Source organism: Alcaligenes sp. CHO6 (genome assembly GCF_037120595.1).
GTDB lineage: Bacteria > Pseudomonadota > Gammaproteobacteria > Burkholderiales > Burkholderiaceae_B > Alcaligenes > Alcaligenes ammonioxydans.
The window spans coordinates 1,068,622-1,089,951 of the sequence record NZ_JBANCI010000001.1 but is presented as its reverse complement, the minus strand read 5'-3'; the positions used below and the strand labels follow the sequence as shown (position 1 = coordinate 1,089,951).

Below are 21,330 nucleotides of genomic sequence, written 5' to 3'. Positions count from 1 at the left end.
CTGCCTTTCACTGCCTTATGCGTATAACGAAGAATTTCAGCTTGTCTTTGGCAATAGTCGCCACCACACTGGGACTGCTAGCAGCCCTGGCCCCCCTAGCGGGCCGCGCACAATCTGACCCCGTTCCGGCAATCGAAGGGCCAGCGGTCTCGGTAGAGACAGTGGTCAGCGGACTGGAACACCCCTGGGGCATGGCTTTTTTGCCAAATGACGCAGGCATTCTGATTACGGAGCGTCCCGGTACACTGCGCGTCTGGACCAAGGAGAACGGCCTGTCCGCCCCTATCAGCGGCGTGCCTAAAGTCCACGCCCAAGGGCAGGGGGGGCTGCTGGATGTCGCCCTGGCACCAGATTTTTTTCGTAGCCGTCGCGTTTATCTGGCCTACGCCGAGCGTCGCGACAAACAGCACTCAGCCACCACCGTGGGTTTTGGGGTCCTGTCTTCCGACCTGACACGGCTGGACGCCTTTCGTCCCATATTCCGTCAAGAGCCCGCCCTGTCGACCGGGCAACACTACGGTGTGCGCATGGCTTTCGATCCGGGTGGTCGGGACTTGTATATCGCTTTGGGTGAGAACAATCAGCCTCCCGCCGCTCAGCAACTGGATCACTTGCAGGGCAAGGTTGTTCGCATCCGCCCTGATGGCATGGTGCCAAGGGACAATCCTTTTCGTAGTCAGCGCGGCGCCAGAGGGGAAATCTGGAGTTATGGACACCGCAACCCCCAAGGTCTGGCCTGGAACCCCTGGACGAATGAATTGTGGGTGGCCGAACATGGTCCGCAAGGCGGGGATGAACTAAACGTCATTCAGGCCGGGGCAAATTATGGCTGGCCCTTGCGTACCGAAGGCCTGGGCTACGACGGAAAGCCTGTTCCAGGCGCCAGCGCGACCCCACTTGAAGGCTTTACCGAACCGTTGCACTATTGGTCTGTTTCACCGGCCATTAGCGGCATGGCTTTTTATGACAGGCAAGAGGTCCCGGGCTGGCAATACAGCCTGTTTGTGGGGGCCCTGAAAGAACAGGCGCTGATTCGCCTGCAGTTTGACGAGGAAGACGGCTACCTTGTCGGTGAAGAACGACTGCTTGAAGATCTGCAGCAGCGCATCCGGGATGTTCGGATCGGACCAGACGGTGCGGTCTACGTGCTGACCGATGACCAGAACGGCCAGCTCCTGCGGATTCAAGCCAAGCCGTGAACCAGGCACGACACGGTTCCGCTGATCCGTGCCCGGAGCTCAGTAAAGGGGCCGCCCTGTTGGCGACAGAGGTACGCCGCATATTGTCGATGGCCTACGTCCGTTCAAAAAACGCCCAGCCCAGGCGGCGTCCAGCAGAAAGGCCGTCTCAAGGACGGCCTTCACAAAGCAAACGCTCAGTTCAACTTATTTGATCAAGGTCACCGGCACTTTCACCAGGCTCAACACCTTGGTCGTGACCGAACCCAATACCAGGCCGGGCAGGGCGCTCAAGCCACGGGTACCCATGACGATATGGTCAATATTGTTATTGTCCACATACTCTTTGATGGTCTGGGCGGCGTTGCCGGCAATAATACTTTCCTTAACATTCAAGGGCGAATTGGCGAGCACGGCACGAGCGGGCAGCAAGGCATTGCTTCCTTCATCCTGGTAGTAGGCTTGCAACACGTCTTCCGAAAAAAATCGTTTGACGTTGCCAGAAACGATAGGGGTAGGAACGGCCAGCACGTGCAAAGTGGCTTCCGGCTTGCCCGTTAGTATGTCAACCGCTGTTTTCAGAGCGCGCGTGGAAGCATCAGATCCATCGACAGGAACGAGAACATTAAGCATGAAGACCTCTTGTGGTGTGTGAACTGTTTAAATATGAAGCAATAACTTCTACTAGGACATTACAGAATAAGCGGACTGGCTCGCTTGATTCGCATCAAGCGCAACCGCTATTTGTAAAAGACGGTTCTATCATAACCGTATGATCACCCTATGAATGCCACCCTGTGCGTCTTATGCACGGAAAAAAGCGTAGAGGCATCATGCCCCCTTCCTTTCCAACTTCGTTTTACTCAGGAGAACCTCTTATGGCCTTCAAGCAGTGGCTGGTCTGTACGGCTTTACTAAGTACCGCGTTCAACGCCTCGGCGGCTGATGCTGGTTTGGAGGCAGTCAAAGACATACTGACAAGAAACGCCTGTCTGTCCTGTCATACCGTCGAGCGAAAGGTGGTGGGACCGGCCTACCGGGATATTGCAGCCAAGCGTAAAGACGATCCGGCCAACGCTGAAATACTTGCCCAACATATACGGCAAGGCAGCAAAGGGGTGTACGGCCCCTTGCCGATGCCGGCCAACCCGGTCATCTCGGATAAGGACATCCAAGCCGTGGTCGACTGGATCATGGCGGGTGCCCCCCAATAGCAGGAATCAAGGCCACTGCGCCCAGATACGGCCGTCTGTGAAGGGCCGTATGTTTTAGGCTGCGTGGCCCGGCTGATCGCTATGTCAGAGTCAGGACTGATGCCCCTGTTGCTTCATCTTCTCGGCATAGTGAGCCGGCTGAAAACGCCAGGCCATTACCGCCACCAACAAAGCCATGGCTGCATGCAGTATCCAACCGGTCTGAAAGCCATTGCTCAACTCGCGCAGCTGCACGCTGATCATAGGAAACAGAGCGGCGATCGGGAACCCCCCACCTTGCATTAACGCGCTTAAGGTACCGGCACGGGCAGCGTCGGGAAAATGATCCAGAGCCACCAGCAGCAGCAGGGAAAAGCAGCCCCCTAAACCAATACCGATCACAATCGCCCAGGTATACGGTGCCAGATCAGGAACAAAGGCAAAAGCCAGAAAGCCGGCCACCTGGCAAGCCAGCGCCAGCCATACCCACCGGCGCCGATCCTTGTTCCTGGCGGCCAGCGTAGGCAGGCCAAAGGCGGCAAAGGCCTGTGCAACCGAGAGCACCGCCACCAAGCTACCGCTGCTCTCTGCCGTCCAGCCCCGATCTTGATAAAAGGTGGCCAGCCAGGTCACCAAGGAGGCATAGCCGCCATTAATCAGACCAAAGCACACGATCAGCGTCCAGGTGCGGGGTCGGGCCAGCAAGGACAAGGAGGGGGGAGACAGCTGCGCGCCAGGAGCCTGCCGGGGCACGACTTTCCAGGCAATCCACAAAGCGACACTGATGGGCAGGGCCCAAAAGGCCAGGGCAATACGCCAGCTATCGGTCAGGGAACTTACCCAAGGGGTAATCTGCGCGCCCAGCGCACCGCCACCCATCAGGGTCGCTGAATACACCCCCGTTACCTGCGCAATATGACGCGGGAACTGCTCCTTGATCAGACCGGGCATCCCCGCCTGCAGCAAAGACACACCCAAACCACAAAGCAGTGCCGTTGCGATCAGGCTGGCACCATTGGGCACAAACCAGCGCAACGCGCAGCCCAGGCACAGCAACCACAAAGAGGTGATCAGGACATGGCGCAGGGCCAGAACCCGCCGCAGCGAGGGCATGCAAAACGCGCCCAGGCCCATCACCATCATAGGCAATAAGGTCAGCCATGCCAGACTGCTCAAGGGCATGTCCAATCCTTGGGCTACCTGACGGGCCAGGGTGCCACTGGAAGTAAAAAACGGGCGCAGGTTCAGGCCCACCAAAATGACGAAAGCCAGCCACAAACCGGGGCTGGCCTGTGCGCCCGTCGACGTGGCGGACGGGGCGGTCTGAAAAGAAGACATAAAATGCGTGTTGTGATTGGAAGAAAAATAAGCGGCAACTATGCCGAACTTAGGGTCTGGCGCCGGCCTGCTCCAAGATTTCGGCCATTTCGGTCTGGCTGCGCTGACGCGCCAGACTCAGGGGACGCACGCCCTGACGATCGGGCAGATTCACATCGGCCCCGGCCTGGATCAACAGTCGCAATACCTCTTGATGCGCCGGCCCTCCGTCAGAGAGCACAATGGCTTCATGCAAAGCTGTCCAGCCCAAATAATTGACATGATTCGGGTCCACACCAGCCTTGAGCAAAAGACGAACGACCTCTACATACCCATGCTCAGCCGCCGGAATCAGCGCCGTCCCCCCATAACGATTCACACTGCGCAAATCCGCCCCGTTTTCCAGGGTCATACGCAAAATCTCCAGCCGGCCTTGTGCACCAGCAAGCAGATAGGGGCTGTCATGGATAGCGTCGGCCTGATTCACATCGGCCCCCGCACGAATCAGTTGTCGGGCAATATCGATATGGTTTAACCATGTAGCGCGCAGCAAAGGGCTCTGCCCCTGATCGTCGGCAATGTTCACCGTCGTCCGCGCCCGCTTGTCCGATAGAATTTCGCGCACTTTGGCGCTGTCACCTTGCTCTACGGCTTCCAGCAAAACGGTTTGTGCCCCGACACTGCCACTGCCCAAGATCAGGCTCATCGCCAGCCCGGTCAGCAAGCTTTGCAATGTTCCTCTCATGCGTCCCCCTGTCATCACCGCAGTCCTCATGGACCAGAGGCCTATAAATAGCATAGTTAGACCATGGCCAACACCGATTCCAGGCTATAGCCCTTATTTTTTATGGATACGCCTGCCCGGCGGCCGCCACATCCAGCTCCGCGTGAGACATCAATCTGTCCAGCTCACTGCGCAAATAATTCAGAAACACCCGGGTTTTCTGAGGCATCAGACGCGACGGCAACAGGGCCAGAACAGGGAAGGGGGCAAACTCCCAATCGGGCAAGACACGCTCGAGCTGGGCACAATCGGGGTCAAGACGGCGCTCCAGCAAAGAAGAGGCGGTAATTCCCAAATCATGCACCGCCAGCTTGCGCATCATGATCGCGTTATTGACGGTAATCGAGCCGTCCACGATGGCGTCGTACCGTTCCTGATTGGGACCTCGCAAGGACCAGAGCCGATCTGGACCGGAAGGACGCGCACAGATGCAGGTGTGCCCTGTCAATTCCGAGGGATGCTTGGGGCGACCCTTGCGGTCCAGATAGTTGCGGGTGGCGTACAGACCCAGACGAATTTGCCCGAGCAATGTGGCCACGGCACTGGAGTCGGGCTGGGCACCCACCCGAATGACGCAATCGTAATTATCCGATTGCAAGTCAATGGGCCGGATGGTCAGATCAAACTCCAGTTCGATATCAGGATACTGCTGATTAAAGCCACGAATAATGGCCGGCATCAGCACAATGCTGAAACTGGCCGGCATGGAAACTCGCAAGCGTCCTTTAGGTGTTTGCGACACGTCCAGCAATTGCTCATGAGCCAGACGGGCTTGCTCGACGATCGCCAGACAACGCTCGAAATACACTTGCCCAGCCTCGGTGACATCTACATTGCGGGTGCTGCGTTTGAGCAAGGCCACACCCACTTCTTTTTCCAATTCACGAATACGACGTGACACGGTGGAGACAGGCATGCCCAGGGCCAGGGCAGCGCGGCTAAAGTGGCGGGCACGGGCCACTTCCACGAAAATCGCGATGTCGTTTAATAAGGGACCAGCGATAATGGTACTCATTTGAATTGTTCCATGAATGGAAATACGTTTGCAATATTAAGGGTTTTTACTAGGTTTAGAAAGGCTCATACTCCATCTAACGATTCGCATTGAAGACAAGGCGAACGACCGAAAAACACACCATAGACTTGGAGTAAATAATGAAAAATATCACACGTGCCACCGTTGCCAGCCTGATTCTGGGCGCCACTGCATTGAGCAGCACCGCCATGGCAGCCATCAATAACGACGCCACCGGCGAGAACCTGAATTACCCCACGATTCAGTCGAACGATGCCCCATTGAGCCGACAGCAAGTCGTGCAGGAATTGGCAGCAGCCCAGGAACAAGGCTTTATCAGCACAGGTTCCATGGTCGACTATCCCCGTATTGACACCCGCTCGCAGCTGAGCCGTGATCAGGTTAGCGCCGAAGCAAAAGACTGGAACAACAATAACGGCAGCTTCGTCGCTTATTGAGTGTGCTCAGCACTGAGCAGTCCTGACTTCCCCCTTAAAACGCCTCCACGGAGGCGTTTTTTTCGTAACGAGTTGACCTTACCATCGGGTCAAGCCCTAAAGTGACTTCATTCATGATTCATTGAAGGGTGATTTCGATGACAACAAGCGCTTCAAATAAGAACTCGCATCTGACATTGGATGTTGAAGGCATGACTTGCGCTTCCTGCGTGAGCCGAGTGGAAAAAATAATTGGCAAGGTCCCTGGCGTGCAGTCGGTTCAAGTGAACCTGGCCACCAACAAAGCCACCATCCAGTTTCAGGGCTCTGCCCCCACCGACGCTATTATGCAGGCAGTGGAAAAGGGTGGCTATCAAGTGACTCTCCAGGAGATGGTTCTGGACGTCCAGGACATGAGCTGCGCCTCCTGCGTAGGCCGGGTGGAAAAAGCTCTGTTGAAAGTGCCAGGCGTTCACAAAGCCTCGGTCAATCTGGCCACGGGCAAAGCCCATGTGCAGCTCGTCCAGGACGTCAAGCCTGCCGAGCTGATTCAGGCGCTGGGCAAAGCCGGCTATCCCGCTCGTCTGGCTCAGGCTGCTGCCAGCAACGATCAGTTTGAGCGTGCCGAGCAAAGCTACGAGACCTTGCGCAAGCGCTTCTGGCTGGCCACGGTGCTGGCCTTGCCGGTCTTTATTTTAGAGATGGGCGGACATATGGTGCCCGCCTTTCATCATTGGGTTGCAGGCACGATCGGGACAAAAAACAGCTGGCTGATCCAGTTTGTCCTCACCACGCTGGTTTTACTGTTTCCCGGTCGTGAGTTTTATACCAAAGGCATTCCTGTTTTGCTGCGAGGCAGCCCGGATATGAATTCGCTGGTGGCGGTTGGTACCTTGGCCGCGTACACATTCTCGCTGGTGGCCACCTTCGCACCACACTGGCTGCCTGCCGAGTCAGTCTATGTGTACTTTGAAGCTGCCGCCGTCATTGTGGCCTTGATCCTGTTAGGCCGCATGATGGAAGCGCGCGCCAAAGGTCGCACTTCCGAAGCCATTCAACGCTTGTTAAGTCTGCAGCCGCCAACAGCCCGAGTCCGTCGCCAGGGCCAAGAGCTGGAGTTGCCGCTGGCCGATCTGCTCACAGGCGATATTGTGCTGGTCAGACCCGGCGAGCGCATTCCCGTCGATGGTGACGTAGTCGCTGGCCAAAGCTATGTAGATGAATCCATGGTGACAGGAGAGCCCATAGCCGTATCCAAGTCTCAAGGCGACGCGCTCATCGGGGGAACCGTCAACCAAAAGGGCTCGCTGGAATTTAAGGCGACCGCCGTAGGCCAGGACACGGTACTCGCTAATATTGTGTCCATGGTTGAACAGGCTCAAGGCGCCAAACTGCCTATTCAAGCAGTGGTCGATAAAATCACCCTGTGGTTTGTCCCTGCTGTCATGGCGCTGGCAGTCTTGACGGCGATTGTCTGGCTGATTGTTGGTCCGTCGCCGGCCCTAAGCTTTGCGCTGGTCAACGCGGTTGCTGTGTTGATTATCGCGTGTCCTTGCGCGATGGGCCTGGCAACGCCCACCTCAATCATGGTGGGAACAGGACGTGCTGCGCAAGCCGGCGTGCTCTTTCGTAAAGGGGACTCGCTGCAAGCCTTGCGTGATGTGAAAGTGGTCGCCGTAGATAAAACCGGCACGCTGACCAAAGGCGCGCCTGAGCTGAGCAATTTTATTTGCGTCTCTGGAGAGGATGAGGCTCAGGCTCTGGCAGCCATTGCGGCCCTTGAGAATTACTCTGAACACCCAATTGCCCAGGCTATTGTCAGCGCCGCCCGAAGCAGACAACTGAGCCTTCCTGCAGCCGAACAATTTGAATCCCTGACCGGTCTAGGGGTGAGAGCTCAGATTGGTACTGATCAATGGCACGTCGGCGCCGACCGCTTGATGACGCAGCTGGGTGCTGACGTGTCCGACTTCAGCGAACAGGCTCAGATCCTGGCCCAAGAAGGTAAGACACCCATGTACGCGGCCCGCAACAAGCAGGTGATCGCGTTACTGGCTGTGGCAGATCCGATCAAGGAGACCACACCACGCGCGATTGAACAGTTACATGCCCGCGGCATCAAGGTGGTCATGATTACCGGCGACAACCGCCACACGGCCCATGCGATCGCCCGTCGTCTGAACATTGACGAGGTGGTCGCCGAAGTGATGCCAGACGGTAAAGTGCAGGCGGTTCAGACCTTGCGTCAAGCTCATCAGCACCTGGCCTATGTGGGCGATGGCATTAACGATGCTCCTGCCTTGGCCGCAGCCGACGTGGGAATTGCCATTGGCACCGGCACCGATATCGCCATTGAAGCGGCGGATGTAGTCTTGATGTCGGGCGATATGCAGGGCGTGGTCACCGCCATCTCCCTGTCTCACGCCACCATGCGTAATATTCGTCAGAACCTGTTCTGGGCATTTGCCTACAATGTCGCCCTGATTCCAGTCGCCGCCGGCGTTCTGTACCCCGTAAATGGCACTTTGCTCTCACCGATGTTCGCTGCGGGGGCCATGGCCCTGTCCAGTGTTTTTGTGGTCAGCAATGCCCTGCGTTTACGCCGGGTGAAACTGCAGGAATAACCGTTCAGGCCTCAGCGCCCCTGAGGCTCATGAACCCGTTGTCAGTAGAGCAGCGGGTTTTACTGCCTGCAAACGCGAAAAAATGCCGCCCGAGATGGGCGGCAGGACGATGACTCAGTGGTGCTGTCGATGACACACAATGAGCGGACCGAGTATCAGGCCTTCAGCGTGTAGCGCAAAATTTCGACCACTTGCTCAGAAGTACTTGCCCAGGCTTGTGCACTGGCATCCACCTCTTTCAAGGGGTGAATGATATCTTCGGCATGCAAGGTGACATAGGGCTTGCCCAAGGCGGCACAGAATCCAGCATCAAAAGCGGCATTCCACTGTTTGTATTTATCCCCAAAGCGCACCACCACCAAATCCGCCTGTTCAATCAAGGCTCGGGTACGGATGGCATTAATCTTGGAGGATTTGTGGTCACGCCAGAACCCTTCGCTGGCAGGGCCCAAGTGATCGCCCGCCGCATCGCTGGCATCGTGGTCCGTGACAGGGCTGGTAAAGAGGATATCCAGTCCAGCGGCGTTGGCTCCTTGAGCAATCTGCTCGCGCCAGTCGGTGTGAATTTCGCCGGACAGATACACGGTGTAAGTCATTACGCACTCCATAAAGAAAAGCCGGACGCCTTTTGTTCAGGCGCCCGGCGCATTCAAACCCGCTTAACAGTAGCACATTGAACGCCGCCCGGCAGCAGGCAAACACGATAGTGCTTATCCAGCATCGACACAGAAGCAAGCGCAAGGACCGACATAAGCGCAGCCATCGCTCCCGCTCTGGGCCAAGCCTTCAGTCCCAGCCCAGACGATGTGATTGCTCTAGCGCGCGGTGGCGTTGATCGTCATCCGCATGTAGATAGATATTGGTGGTGGCGATGGATTCGTGGCCCAGGGTGTCACGGATGATCCGTAAATCCACCCCCTGATCCGCCAAATGAGAGCCCGCCGAGTGGCGCAACCAGTGTGCCGAAGCCTGCTCAAGCACACGGGCCTGGGACTCCTGATCGGGGTACAAACTCCGTAAACGATCGGCACTGCCTTGAAAAACCTGTTTGACCAACACATGCGCCATCGCACGGCTCAAGTGTTTATCACTCGCCCCCGATGACATCAGCAAAGGATATGGCTCCAAGGCCTGGGGAGGCCCCTGCAAATCATGCGCTTGTCGATAACGCATCAACTCTTCATACAGCTCTTGCGTCAAGGGCACGCGCCGCCACTTGTCTCCCTTGCCATGAATCTGCAGCCACCACTGCGCGGATGACGGGGCCTCTGGCCGCTGTTGAACATCAGCCATACGGGCCTGGATCAATTCAGAAATACGCAAGGCGCCGCCATACAAAATGGAAAAAAGCCAGCGCACGCGGGCTTTATGGCGATGTTCGCTGGGGGTGTCCTCGGGCAAGGATTGAATATAGTCCTGTACCCAACGCCACTGCTGCCGACTCAAATAGCGTTGCTGTGGCGCAGACGCTTTCTTCTGACGTCGGCCTTGACGAGACAGAGCCAGGGGATTTCCCGCCAGATAACCAGCCTGGACCAGCCAACTGAACAAGGAGTTCAGAATCAACAAAGCCTGATTGCGACTGCTTTCAGACAAGGGGCCTGCGAAGGGGCGCCAGGCTGCATGATGACGGGCAGGGCGCGCGCGACCTTGCGCCACCCAGCGATGAGCGGGCTGCGGATCTGCCAGAAACAGGCGATAGGCCAGAATGTCTTCCAGACTCAGAGAGGACAAATCCTTGCGACGCTCAAGTACCGCCCATAACAAAAGACGTTCGGCCTCTTTACGGTAGTTCGCGTAGGTGCGTGGGCTATCGATATAGCGCGCCAGCCAGGCTCGTAGCGCTTCGATATCGGTTTGAGCTTCAATCTGGGCCCGTCCACTCATAGAGCGGTTAACACCTTGCCGCCCGTCAAACCGAGCCAGTAGTTGCGCAATATCGTCCGAACCCAATTCGGTGGACGACGAGGAGGGGATTATTTCCATGCAAACAGGGAAAGAAGGAGAAAAAAGGGAGGTGGGCGCGGCCCAAGGCCGTATCGCAGCCGTCAAGGACCTAAGACACTTAATAATTTGACATTATAGAGATAATGTCAAATTTATAAATCCATTTAGTTGATAATTTTATATATTACGTTGTATTATTAACCAAATAATTGATGAGAGTATGAAAATGGAGCCCAAGCAGCCTAATGAGTCTCAAATTCTGGCTGACGTCGCTGAATTACGGGATCGCTTCAGCCATACGCAGACCTTGTACAAAGAAGTGGCGGCATTGCTTTTTTTTCGCTATGGCGTCACACCCACCGCCAACAAGCTGTATCAGCTGGTCCGCAAGGGCAGCATGAGCGCACCCGCTCAGGCGCTACAGACGTTCTGGGAGGAGTTGCGCGACAAAAGCCGGGTTCGCCTGGACGTGGCCGATATGCCGGAAGAGTTGCAAGCGCTGACGGGGGAGCTGTTGGCTCGTATCTGGCAAGAGGCCTTGAGCCACTCAAAACAGCAGATGGAGCATTATCAAATCCAGGCTGACGAGCGGGTTGCCCAGGCCCAGGCACAGACTCGGCAAGCGCAAAGCGAACTGGAGGCAGGGCAGGGCGATCTGAAACGCGCCCAGGCACAGATAGCGCAGTATCACGACAATTTGCAAAGAGCAGGGCAGGAACAGGCGGCTTTGAAACAAGACTTGCTGCACGCAAACCAGCGTCAAAATGAGCTGGAAATCGAGAAACAAGGCCTGCAGCAAGAGCTTCGTCGTCAAAGCGAACAGTTCACCCTGGACCTGGAACGACTGCAAAAAGCCATTGAATTGACCGAGGAGCGGGCCCAGGCTAACGAACGCCGAGCCTTGTTGGAGATCGACAAGGAACGCTCGATTCAGACACGATTGCGTCAGCACATCGAAGAGGCCGAGCAAACGAATAAAGCCTTGCGTCAGGCTCACGAGCAAGAACTGAACCAGCAACAAGACCTCCTGCAAAAGCTGCGTCAGGAATTGGGACAGGAGCAGGGCGAACGCCGTGCCCTGCAAGCTGCTCTGGATATCAGCCATAGTCTGGCCAAAGAAATACAAGGACAGGTGCAGATGCTGCGCACTCGTACCGCCTTGCTAGAGCGCGAAAATGACGAGTTACGCAAGAAAGCCCAGTTGCTCAGCCAGGAACTGAAACAGGCACAGTCACAACCCGTCAGATCGCTGCGCTTGAAGCGGCGCCTGATCAAGAGTGATTCTGAAAAATAAATAGTCCTGGCTCCTTACGCAATGAACGCTATAAAACAGATCGGATGGCGCTGTAACACCTGAGCAAGCCGAGGCAGGGCCTTGCCATCATGGCAGTCCCTTGAACGCTGTAGAATCTGGATCAATCCGCCGGGCGACCAGTCTTCGATCGCAGCAGCACGCGGTGTAACGGACTGTTTTAAGAGCAACGAGAGCCGCAAGGCCCATGCTAAGCTTTATCGCATGTTGCACACGCCCATTTCTCCTCGCAAAACCGTCGGCTGGCTCTTATTGACCGGCCTGCTGGTGCTGCTGTTGGGTATGGGTTTGAGTATTGGCCGAGACGCACAGGCAGCAAGGATTCACGATGCAGGGCATCCTGTTGCTCACGCGCAATCCTCCGTTTTGGGCCAATCACCTCATCGTGCCCCCCATCATTGCAACACCCCACTCAAAATAAGCTGCTGTGCCTGTCTGGCTAGTCAGGTGAGCTTGCCGGCCGCGACTGTAGCACAGGCAGCTTTTCCGCCAGCACCTTTGCATCAACACTATCTCTCGCGGCTGTTTGGCCCCGCACAACCGCCTCCACGCGCGTCCTGATCTCCTCCATTCCATTGCCGATCCGCACCTCCATGCTCTTTGCTAGGGAAAGGCGGACGGCCCATGAACAGTGATGATCTACTGGGGCAAACCCATGAAAAGACGCGATTTTTTTAAACTGAGCGTGACCGCAAGCCTGTTGGGCAGCTTGCCGTTACGGAGCTGGGCACAAAGCAGGATGGGGCATCACAACCCCATGTCACACGGGATGGCCGAACAGGGCGTGACCACCCGTACGGGCTTGATGCCTGTAGAGAAAATGCCAGCCGGCCAGGCCCTGCAGGCCTTGCCTGTGCTTCAAAACCGCAGCGATAAACCTGGTCTGTTTCAGGCCAACATTACCGCCGCCGCTCATCGACGAGTATTGGCGGATGGCCAAAACACAGAACTTTGGCTGTATAACGGGCAAATGCCAGGGCCCTTGATTGAACTGTATGAGGGCGATCAAGTAGAAATTGAATTTGAAAACCGTTTGGATCAGGCAACCACCCTGCATTGGCATGGCTTGCCAGTTCCCTCTGATCAGGACGGCAATCCTCAAGACACCGTTTTACCCGGACAACGGCGTCACTACCGTTTTACCTTGCCAGAGGGAAGTGCCGGAACCTATTGGTACCACCCACACCCACATGGCAAAAGCGGAGAGCAGGTCGCACACGGACTGGGCGGAACCATTATCGTACGCTCACACGCTGACCCACTCAGAGAGTTCGCGGAGCAACATTGGGCTATCAGCGACATACGACTGGACAACACGGGCCATATTCCGCCCAATACGGGCCTGGACTGGATGAACGGTAGGGAGGGGCAGTTTGTCTTACTGAATGGCCAGCGCCAGCCAGTGATACAAACCCGCTCCCGAGAGCGCATCCGCGTATGGAATACCTGCTCAGCCCGTTATTTGAACTTGCATATTCCCGGCGCTCGCCTGATTCAGGTGGGCACGGACGGCGGCCTGCTGGAGCAGCCCTTGGAGGCGGTCGACTCCATTCTCCTTGCACCAGCCGAACGGGTCGAGTTTTTCATTCAGACTGATCGAAATCTGGAGAGCACCCTGCAAGCCCTGTACTACGACAGACAAAAAATGTTGGTCCAGGAGCAGCCCACAACATTGACCCTCGCACACCTGACAATACGCCAGGAGGAACTCGTCCTTCCACAGCAGTTACGGGCCATTCCCCTTGTGCCCGGTGCCTCCAACACCACGAAAGTGGTCTTTAGCGAATTGATGCCCATGGATCATGACATGCCCATGTCGTCAGAACACGGCTCAGGGGCGACATCGAACCAGCACCATCAGAACATGGGCGCAATGAATATCGCCAGCACCATGGACGGCGATGCCATGATGCCTGAAATGGCAGCTTTGCGTTCCATGTTCCGCATCAACGATCAGGTTTATGACATGAACCGCATAGACCTGCGCTGTCCGACCGGGCAATGGCAATACTGGGACGTGATCAACGACTCTCACATGGACCATCCCTTCCATCTGCATGGGACCCAGTTTCAGGTCCTCGCCCGACAAACCGGGATGCAGTCGGTTCCAGAGGCGTTCCGCGCCTGGAAAGATACTGTCAATCTGCGTCCCAGAGAAACCGTGCGTCTGGCATTCCGACAGGAACTACCGGGCCTGCGAATGTTCCACTGCCACATCCTGGAGCATGAGGACCTGGGCATGATGGCTCAGTTAATGGTGGAATAGAGGCCGCGCATCCTGCGGTCTCGGTCAACAAAGTCCGCCTTGCCGGTGTGTGTGCCGGCAGGGCGGACAAAGCCGTCCCCCCTTTTAAAAAGCAGGCACGGTCTGCATTACAATAGCGCTTTTGACTTTCTCATTTTCTGCGGAGCATGCACCATGAGCCTGTTGGGCACCCCCTTATCGTCGTCGTCGGACAAAATCATGCTCCTGGGCTCGGGAGAGCTGGGCAAAGAGGTGCTGATTGCGCTGCAACGTCTTGGGGTGGAAACCATCGCGGTCGACCGCTACGAGAATGCGCCGGGGCAACAGGTCGCCCATCACGCGCGCACGATCACCATGAGTGACCCCGACCAACTGCGCGCCCTGATCGAAAAAGAAAAGCCCACCTTAGTGGTACCGGAAATCGAGGCAATTGCCACGGGCGTGCTGGAAGAATTGGAAGCGCAAGGTCTGGTCCGTGTCATCCCTACCGCTCGTGCCGCCAGACTCACCATGGATCGCGAAGGTATTCGTCGTCTTGCCGCGGAAACTCTGGGTGTGCCCACCAGCCCCTATCAGTTCTGTGAATCACTGCAAGAACTCCAAGCGGCCATTGACAGCAAAATCGGCTACCCCTGCGTAGTCAAACCGTTGATGAGTAGTTCAGGCAAAGGCCAAAGCAAAATCAGCGGCCCCGAGGACGTTGCCCAAGCCTGGGACTACGCGATGGCCGGTGGCCGCGTCAGCCAGTGCCGCGTCATCGTGGAGGGCTTCATCGATTTTGATTACGAAATTACCTTGCTGACCGTGCGCGCTGTCGGCGCCGATGGTCAGATTGAAACCCAGTTCTGCGATCCCATCGGTCACCAACAAGTGGATGGCGATTACGTGGAAAGCTGGCAGCCGCAGCCCATGAGTCCCCAAGCGTTGCAAAGCGCGCGCGAGATTGCCCAGGCGGTCACTCAGAACCTGGGCGGTCAAGGTCTGTTTGGTGTCGAGCTTTTCGTCAAAGGCGATCAGGTCTGGTTCAGCGAAGTCAGCCCGCGTCCCCACGACACCGGCATGGTGACCATGGCAACTCAATGGCAGTCGGAGTTTGAGCTGCACGCACGTGCCATTCTGGGCCTGCCTGTCAACACCGCCTTGCGTATGCCCGGTGCCAGCGCAGTGATTTACGGAGGAGTAGACGCCAAAGAGGTCGATTTCCTGAACGTAGCTCAGGCGTTACGCATTCCGCAAACCGATATCCGCTTGTTCGGCAAACCCGAAAGCTTCGAGAAACGACGCATGGGTGTCGCTCTGGCGGCACATGACGACCTGGAAACTGCTCGTGAAAATGCGCGTCAGGCGGCGGCCACGGTGACCGTTCAAGCCCGCTAAGTCCAAAGACCGGTCGTCGCCATGCCCATTATCGTCGTCCTGCTGCTAATCGGCATTCTTGCGGGGCTGATGCAGGGCGGCGTGCAGCTTTTCAATCGGGTGAACGCCAGCGCGGGTGTAATGGCCGCTATCCTCAGTCTACTGGTGGCAGTGGCCATACTGCTGACACCATTCATCCTCTGGCGTCGTCATCACCTGGCTATTCACGGAAAAAAACAGCATGGCCAACGCATTGTGGAGCTGGCATTCGCTGATGGTTCCTTACGACTGGATGCCCTGCAAAAGCGGGGCCATATTCAGACCGGGCAGGGGAGCCGCGCCTTTATTTTTGCGGATATTGACACCATTGAAGTGCAGGGCAGGGGCTTGACGCTGCTACTGCGCAACCCCGTACAGCCTTGGCATATCCGTCCCACCAATGCCGCCGATCTCCGACGTTGGCACAAAATACTTCGTCTTGCCGCCAGCCAGGATCTCTAAGCGGCGTCCGCACTGCGGGACCAGGCCAAACAGCGCTAAATGAACGCGGTGCTGACGAGCCTGTGAGCGTAGCGTCAAGACACATCATCACGATCCGGTGTGCGTGTTCCCAGGGCCGCCCACCATTCCCACACAAATCCGCCCCAAATGCAGGATGACTGCATTTGGGGCGGATCATTAGCAGCCCGCTGTTTTATACCTGCTCACTGACCTGATCGGCCAAAGCCGGCTCATTCAGGCTGATCATATGTTCGTCCAAAGATTCCAGAGTCTCGACCACGGTGCGCAATACCTGGATGCGAGCGGCTTTTTTATCTTTACTGGGCACAATATGCCAAGGCGCCATATGAGTGTCAGTCTGAGCAAACATATCTTCAGCCGCCCGTTGATAAGCCGCCCAGTTTTCCCGATTGCGCCAATCCTCTGGCGTGATCTTGTAATTCTTGAAGGGCGTTTGCTCACGGGCCTTGAAGCGCTTGAGTTGCTCATCTTTATCAATATCCAACCAAAACTTGATCACGGCCGTGCCATTGGCAAGCAATTGCGCCTCAAATTCGTTGATTTCTTCATATGAGCGTTGCCAGGCGGCCCGGGAAATCAGCTTTTCCACCCGTTCCACCAGAACTCGGCCATACCAAGAGCGATCAAAAATCGCGACCTCGCCCAGTCGCGGCAACTTACGCCAGAAGCGCCATAAATATGGCCGTGCCCGTTCCACCGCATTGGGAGCGGAAATAGGATGAATATCGTAAGTGCGAACATCCAGCGCTTCGGTCAGACGACGAATCGTGCCGCCTTTGCCAGCGGCATCGCGCCCTTCAAACACCAGTACCAGAGAATGATTACGAAACGCCTTGCTGCGTACCGCGGTCGACAGACGCCCCTGCCAATGCAGGAGTTCCGTGTCGTAATCGAGCACAGGCTCTACAGGGGGAGGGGACAGCAAGGAAGCGGCCGGAACATTCAAGCGAAACGGGAAGGCATGCGGCTCTCTGACCTGACGCGGGACAATAGGCTTGTCCATCGCTTGCAATACCACTTTTGCCAAGGACACATCACGCAGATTCTTGTCCGCACTGGGGATGACCACCCAAGGCGCATAGTTACGATGAGTCAGATTGATGGTCTGCGTGGCGGCGTTACGCAAGGTCTTGAATTGTTTGTGAACTTTCAGGTCAGCCTTGCTAACGCGCCATGCCGTATTGGGGTCAGCCATCAGCATGGCACAACGATCCAGCTGCGCCTGGGCAGACAGGTGGAACCACAACTTGAGCACCTGCACACCCTGATAGGCCAATTGCGCCTCAAACCGGTTAATCAAGTGGGTATATAACGCAATCCTGGCCGGATCGGGCGTTTTACGCGCCAGCTCTTTCATCAGGGGTGCATACCAGGAGCCAAACACCAGTCCGGTCTGACCCCGTGCCGGCAAGCGATTCCAATAACGCCACATAAGGGGACGCATGGCTTCTTCTTCACTGAGTTTGCCGAACGCCAAGGTATGCACATGACGCGGGTCCAACCAGGTGTTCAGGGTGTTGATGGCAGATCCTTTCCCCACACCGTCCATGCCGGCCACCACAATCAGCAAGGTTTGATCGGCTTTTTCCAGCCGTTCGTACTGTTTGAGCAACAAGGCTTCGCGCAGTGTTTCGATCTGCGCCTTGGCCAACTCATCACTTAAGCTGGGGTCGCGTTCAGCAAACTGTAGTACATGGCCCATCGTGTTTTTGCTCCGTTTTACTTAGCAATCCACTATAACCACGCCAGGGAAAACTTAACTACCTTGGGCGTAAAAATAATCGGCGAAAGATAAACGGAGGGGAGACCGAAACGGAACTGCGCCTCAACCAGAAACATTGATCGATTCGCGACTTTACATAATATACATTATGCGATGTTTCCCAGCCGTCCTCTAGGGAGGAAAACGAGCCTGTTCAGCAGTCTTTTGCATTATGTGAAGTTAGGCACCTCACAGTAATCTAAACCGAAACCCCGTCGAAACGTTGAATTGCACGACTGATCGGACGGTAGCACAGCACTTTATCCTGTGTCAAACATCCCCTTCATTCAACGATCCAACTTTAATACTGGATTGACGGGCGGCACGGGTAAAACAAACCGGTCCGGGTCCATCAACACCACCGCCGCCAGCGAGGCGATCGGCACATTTCCTTTGCCAATGATCTGGTAGCGCAAGATGTTGACCTTGCCACCACCTTCTACTTGCCGCATCCGATGCCACCCAGCTTTGATAACCTCTCGCTGAATCTGCATCCCCATGGCGTCGGCCTGTTCTTCAGGCCCTGTTTGAGCCGCGTAGAGCTTGAAAATCTTGGGTGAAATCAGTGCCATGCCTTCCTCTACGAAATGCACGGGTGCCCCGGATTCGTTGTACTTAATCTCACGGCTGGCCAAGCCTTGCTGCAGCCACTGTATAAACGCCGTCGCGGCTTCACTGGGTTCCTTCACAGGAGCTTCGTGCGGTAGTTCAGGCAGGCTCGGGGTCAACACGACAGGCGTGGTGTTGGCCTGGCTGAACATGCGTTGCGATTTTGCCTGTGTCTTTGGAGCAGACTCAGGCTCAAGAACCGGCGCTTTAGGCGTCGGTAAGGCTGGTAATGCTCCAAGTGTGTGCTCAACAGAGGCTGGCTCAACACTTTTAGCCTGTGCTGCAGCTAGGGCTGTTGCTTCATGTTTATGTAATTTTTTGCCTGGCACAGGCGTGGGTTTATGCGACGCTTGCGGTGGGCTGCGATGAATAATGTTGGATGCTGTATCAGCTTCATCCAGAAAGTCATCGTCAACATCAAAGCCATCTACGGCGAGTTCGGCTGGCAAAATCACCGTCTCGTCGTCGTATGCCTGAATCGAAGCAGTTTGGTGAGTATTGCTTGAGGTTGGCACAGGTTTGGGCTGGTTGCCGCTTTGCGTTGCGCCATTTTTCGGTGTTTGACGCTTGGCTGCGCCAGTTGACGCATTTTTGGGCTTTCTAAACTCCATTGCTGGTACGAGATTACGCTTGGGTGCTGCAGTTTGGGAACGAGCTGAAGCAGTTTTGGCCGTTGTGGCCACCTTTTGCGGCAATATTCCTTCATCAATGTGTTCTGGAGCAGCTTTGGCTTGAATGACTGTTGTGTCAGCGCTGTGCTCACAATCAACCGCAGCTGGATCAGCCTCTGTTTCAAACTCATCATCGCCACGCTTGGCCCGGACATGGATCTCTCCGGACATCGCCGGTGGGTATAAGTTTGGCTCATCATAGAGCTTTGACAGTGGAAAGCGCAGCACACTTAGTCTGTGTCGATATTGATGGGCTTCTGTGCCCTCTTCTGTTGCCGGCGTTTGCCCGTTGATTTCAACGTGCCAAATAGCTTGGCCAGAATGAGGACTGACTTGCAAGATTCCATATTCCTGCCATGTGTCAAACAGCCTATCGTTCTTGGCCTCTCCAGGTACAGACTCGTCAGGCTCATGCTTTTTAATCCAGGCCCGCGTGGCATCGGCCAAACGCTTAGCCACAAACCACACAGAGCCGTCATACACCCATCCGGCAGCTCCAGTACGATTGAGCGGCAATTCCGTTCCAGACTGCAACATGCTTTTGAGCGCTTGCATGAGTAAATCCACCAGCGGTACTGCATTGGCTGTCGCAAAACGAGCCTTACTGCCCTTCATCAATGCGTTGCTGGTGGAGGCCTGGTCAGCGCGTTTGATAATGTCAGCCAATAATCCATCCTTGTGGCCAGACAAATAATGAGTCAGCGCATCAAAGGCGTGAGGCGTTTGGGACAAAAAAGTTAAGGCAGATTTTGGTGCAATCTGATGAAGCAGGGTCAGTGCCAGGCGATTATGGGCCTGGTAGTCCCGGCTGGCTTTTGGCTCAAACTCGACCCGATACTCCAGATCCAGACGCCCCTGCCCCACTTCGAACAAGGAGCCAGCCAGCGGTTTCCATCGCAACGGTTCATCCATCGCCCCGCCTCGCCATAAGATCCGTAGGTCTGTCATCGGTTTGGCAATGTCATGAAGCAGTGCCGCGTAGAAGACCACATAGGTCCACTGATCACGCTCGGCGTCAATCTGCTCAACGGGAGCATTCGTAGGTAAAAAATGCGCGTTTCGCCAGGTCATGGCTGCCAATACCATCTCCAGCGTATGGGCCAACAAACCACCAGCGTGGGCGTGATGGTGTGCTTCTGAGGCAGGCATAAGCTGGACGTATTCTGCATATCGTCGGATAGCTGGGATGAAATCTCGTCGAAAAACAGGATCTGCTACGCGAGACTGCAGGAACATTTGATGAACCGCTTTTTGAGCTTTCAGCAGACGGATCAAGTCATCAGACTCAAGAACACGCAACCACCCTTCCTCCCGCCCTGCTACACGTTGGGCAACTGGAACTGGTGGGGGGCTTGGAGGTGGCGGAACCGGTGCGGGCTTAGTCGTACTGGAGGCGCGTCGCGGAATAAAAGTGGAGAACTTCGAGATCCAAGGCGGGGTTCGGCGGTGAGTCATGCTCTAACGTTCAAGCAAATCGGCTCGCAACGTCTCCAGAGTCGGACGAGGATGTCGCAATGTGAGCAAAATATGCAGTGACTCAGTGGGATGTTGCGGATCGCCCAGCTGCAGGAAATGGAACCAGCTCATCTGCAGTGGATTCCATTGAATTGAATCAGGATCAGGCAGCATATTTTTGCCCCAGTGGGCCCGATAATGGACAAATGGCTGCTGCAAAATATCTTCAACAATGCTCTCTTTGCGCCCTGCGAGATCTACGGCCTGGCTGCTTTCTTGCGCCAGGTTCTGACAATGATTCTTCAAAATCTCTCTCACACACAGATGAGGATCATCTTCATCCTCAGCATAAATTTCTAATCCGTCATAACGCGATAGCCAGGCTGAAAAATGGGGGACCCATTCAGCCAATCCGAGCTCAGTCAGGAGCTCGACAATGCGGTAAATCGCATGAGCACGGTCGTGCGCATCACGCCCAAAATGGGGGAACCCAGGATCGGGGTATGGATGCTCGTTTTCAGCGAGGTGGGCGAGGATAGTCATAGCGGCCACTCTACAAAGCGGTTTGCTATCACTCAACGCGATACCGGGTGCGACGTAACCTAGGGTTCTCGCTTGCGCGCAACGTTAAGTTCTGATAAGTCACAGCCCGCTATGCTGGCCGAGGCCATTTGTAGCGCTTCACCCAGCCCCTGGGTGAAGCGCTGCGTAACCCGTAAGCCCCCTTTTCCCCTACCTGTAAAGCCTTTCCCGACGGCCACCGGATTTTTAGGTGGACGGCGGCCCTTTGGATAAGGCCCTTGACCCGTAGCAACCTTTTCCCAGTAGCGGATTGACGCCCCGGCAGTCCGTCAACACATTCTTGTTCTAGTTGTATTGTGCAATGCAAAACATTTTAACTTG

At 55.8% G+C, this 21,330-nt stretch carries 17 protein-coding genes; 8 read left to right on the top strand and 9 right to left on the bottom strand.

Going from position 1 to position 21,330, the window contains the following annotated elements; genetic code table 11:
- The first annotated feature begins 17 nt into the window (after positions 1 to 17).
- Positions 18 to 1,199 carry a PQQ-dependent sugar dehydrogenase gene (locus V6936_RS05100; RefSeq protein WP_442892566.1) on the top strand — a complete coding sequence of 394 codons (1,182 nt, stop codon included), beginning with the start codon at positions 18 to 20 and terminating at the stop codon, positions 1,197 to 1,199.
- Positions 1,200 to 1,385: 186 nt separating this feature from the next.
- Here V6936_RS05100 and V6936_RS05095 read toward each other — a convergent pair whose 3' ends face one another.
- Positions 1,386 to 1,811: a universal stress protein gene (locus V6936_RS05095; RefSeq protein ID WP_003800016.1), complete on the bottom strand. Its 426-nt coding sequence runs from the start codon at positions 1,809 to 1,811 to the stop codon at positions 1,386 to 1,388.
- A gap of 245 nt (positions 1,812 to 2,056) precedes the next feature.
- Between V6936_RS05095 and V6936_RS05090 the strand changes: the two genes are divergently transcribed.
- Positions 2,057 to 2,392, top strand: coding sequence for a c-type cytochrome (locus tag V6936_RS05090; protein WP_336579523.1), 336 nt, complete (start codon positions 2,057 to 2,059; stop codon positions 2,390 to 2,392).
- 90 nt (positions 2,393 to 2,482) lie between these two features.
- Here V6936_RS05090 and V6936_RS05085 read toward each other — a convergent pair whose 3' ends face one another.
- From V6936_RS05085 to V6936_RS05075, 3 genes are all read right to left on the bottom strand, one after another.
- Positions 2,483 to 3,709 (bottom strand): cyanate transporter, encoded by a 1,227-nt coding sequence (locus V6936_RS05085; RefSeq protein ID WP_003800012.1) that lies wholly within the window; start codon positions 3,707 to 3,709, stop codon positions 2,483 to 2,485.
- Positions 3,710 to 3,758: 49 nt separating this feature from the next.
- Positions 3,759 to 4,433 carry an ankyrin repeat domain-containing protein gene (locus V6936_RS05080; RefSeq protein ID WP_051010394.1) on the bottom strand — a complete coding sequence of 225 codons (675 nt, stop codon included), beginning with the start codon at positions 4,431 to 4,433 and terminating at the stop codon, positions 3,759 to 3,761.
- A gap of 100 nt (positions 4,434 to 4,533) precedes the next feature.
- Positions 4,534 to 5,487 (bottom strand): LysR family transcriptional regulator, encoded by a 954-nt coding sequence (locus V6936_RS05075; protein ID WP_003800007.1) that lies wholly within the window; start codon positions 5,485 to 5,487, stop codon positions 4,534 to 4,536.
- A gap of 140 nt (positions 5,488 to 5,627) precedes the next feature.
- Between V6936_RS05075 and V6936_RS05070 the strand changes: the two genes are divergently transcribed.
- Positions 5,628 to 5,945, top strand: coding sequence for a DUF4148 domain-containing protein (locus V6936_RS05070; RefSeq protein ID WP_003800006.1), 318 nt, complete (start codon positions 5,628 to 5,630; stop codon positions 5,943 to 5,945).
- Between the two features lie 137 nt (positions 5,946 to 6,082).
- Positions 6,083 to 8,548, top strand: a complete 2,466-nt coding sequence (locus V6936_RS05065; protein ID WP_336579520.1) for a heavy metal translocating P-type ATPase — start codon at positions 6,083 to 6,085, stop codon at positions 8,546 to 8,548.
- A 155-nt stretch (positions 8,549 to 8,703) separates the two neighbouring features.
- On the opposite strand, the gene V6936_RS05060 is transcribed toward V6936_RS05065, so the two are convergent.
- Both V6936_RS05060 and V6936_RS05055 read right to left on the bottom strand, forming a co-directional pair.
- Entirely contained in the window at positions 8,704 to 9,144 is a 441-nt protein-coding gene (locus V6936_RS05060) for a YtoQ family protein (protein ID WP_336579519.1), read from the bottom strand.
- A 190-nt stretch (positions 9,145 to 9,334) separates the two neighbouring features.
- Positions 9,335 to 10,534 (bottom strand): tyrosine-type recombinase/integrase, encoded by a 1,200-nt coding sequence (locus tag V6936_RS05055; protein WP_336579518.1) that lies wholly within the window; start codon positions 10,532 to 10,534, stop codon positions 9,335 to 9,337.
- A gap of 187 nt (positions 10,535 to 10,721) precedes the next feature.
- Here V6936_RS05055 and V6936_RS05050 point away from each other — a divergent pair, with 187 nt between their 5' ends.
- The 4 genes from V6936_RS05050 to V6936_RS05035 all read left to right on the top strand — a co-directional run bounded on the left by V6936_RS05050 (position 10,722) and on the right by V6936_RS05035 (position 15,909).
- The gene (locus tag V6936_RS05050) at positions 10,722 to 11,789 is read left to right on the top strand and encodes a DNA-binding protein (RefSeq protein WP_336579517.1); all 1,068 of its coding nucleotides are present in this window, start codon (positions 10,722 to 10,724) and stop codon (positions 11,787 to 11,789) included.
- 673 nt (positions 11,790 to 12,462) lie between these two features.
- Complete coding sequence (locus tag V6936_RS05045) at positions 12,463 to 14,073, top strand: multicopper oxidase family protein (protein ID WP_336579516.1); 1,611 nt, start codon at positions 12,463 to 12,465, stop codon at positions 14,071 to 14,073.
- Between the two features lie 153 nt (positions 14,074 to 14,226).
- Complete coding sequence (gene purT, locus V6936_RS05040; RefSeq protein ID WP_003799976.1) at positions 14,227 to 15,429, top strand: formate-dependent phosphoribosylglycinamide formyltransferase; 1,203 nt, start codon at positions 14,227 to 14,229, stop codon at positions 15,427 to 15,429.
- 21 nt (positions 15,430 to 15,450) lie between these two features.
- Positions 15,451 to 15,909: a hypothetical protein gene (locus tag V6936_RS05035; protein WP_219234808.1), complete on the top strand. Its 459-nt coding sequence runs from the start codon at positions 15,451 to 15,453 to the stop codon at positions 15,907 to 15,909.
- A 193-nt stretch (positions 15,910 to 16,102) separates the two neighbouring features.
- Here the strand turns inward: V6936_RS05035 and pap are convergent, their stop codons facing one another.
- The 3 genes from pap to V6936_RS05020 form a co-directional block, all read right to left on the bottom strand.
- Positions 16,103 to 17,632, bottom strand: coding sequence for a polyphosphate:AMP phosphotransferase (gene pap / locus V6936_RS05030; protein WP_336579515.1), 1,530 nt, complete (start codon positions 17,630 to 17,632; stop codon positions 16,103 to 16,105).
- A gap of 347 nt (positions 17,633 to 17,979) precedes the next feature.
- The gene (gene mobH / locus V6936_RS05025) at positions 17,980 to 20,271 is read right to left on the bottom strand and encodes a MobH family relaxase (RefSeq protein WP_045931324.1); all 2,292 of its coding nucleotides are present in this window, start codon (positions 20,269 to 20,271) and stop codon (positions 17,980 to 17,982) included.
- Positions 20,272 to 20,430: 159 nt separating this feature from the next.
- Entirely contained in the window at positions 20,431 to 20,970 is a 540-nt protein-coding gene (locus tag V6936_RS05020; protein ID WP_336579514.1) for a hypothetical protein, read from the bottom strand.
- Positions 20,971 to 21,330: the final 360 nt, after the last annotated feature.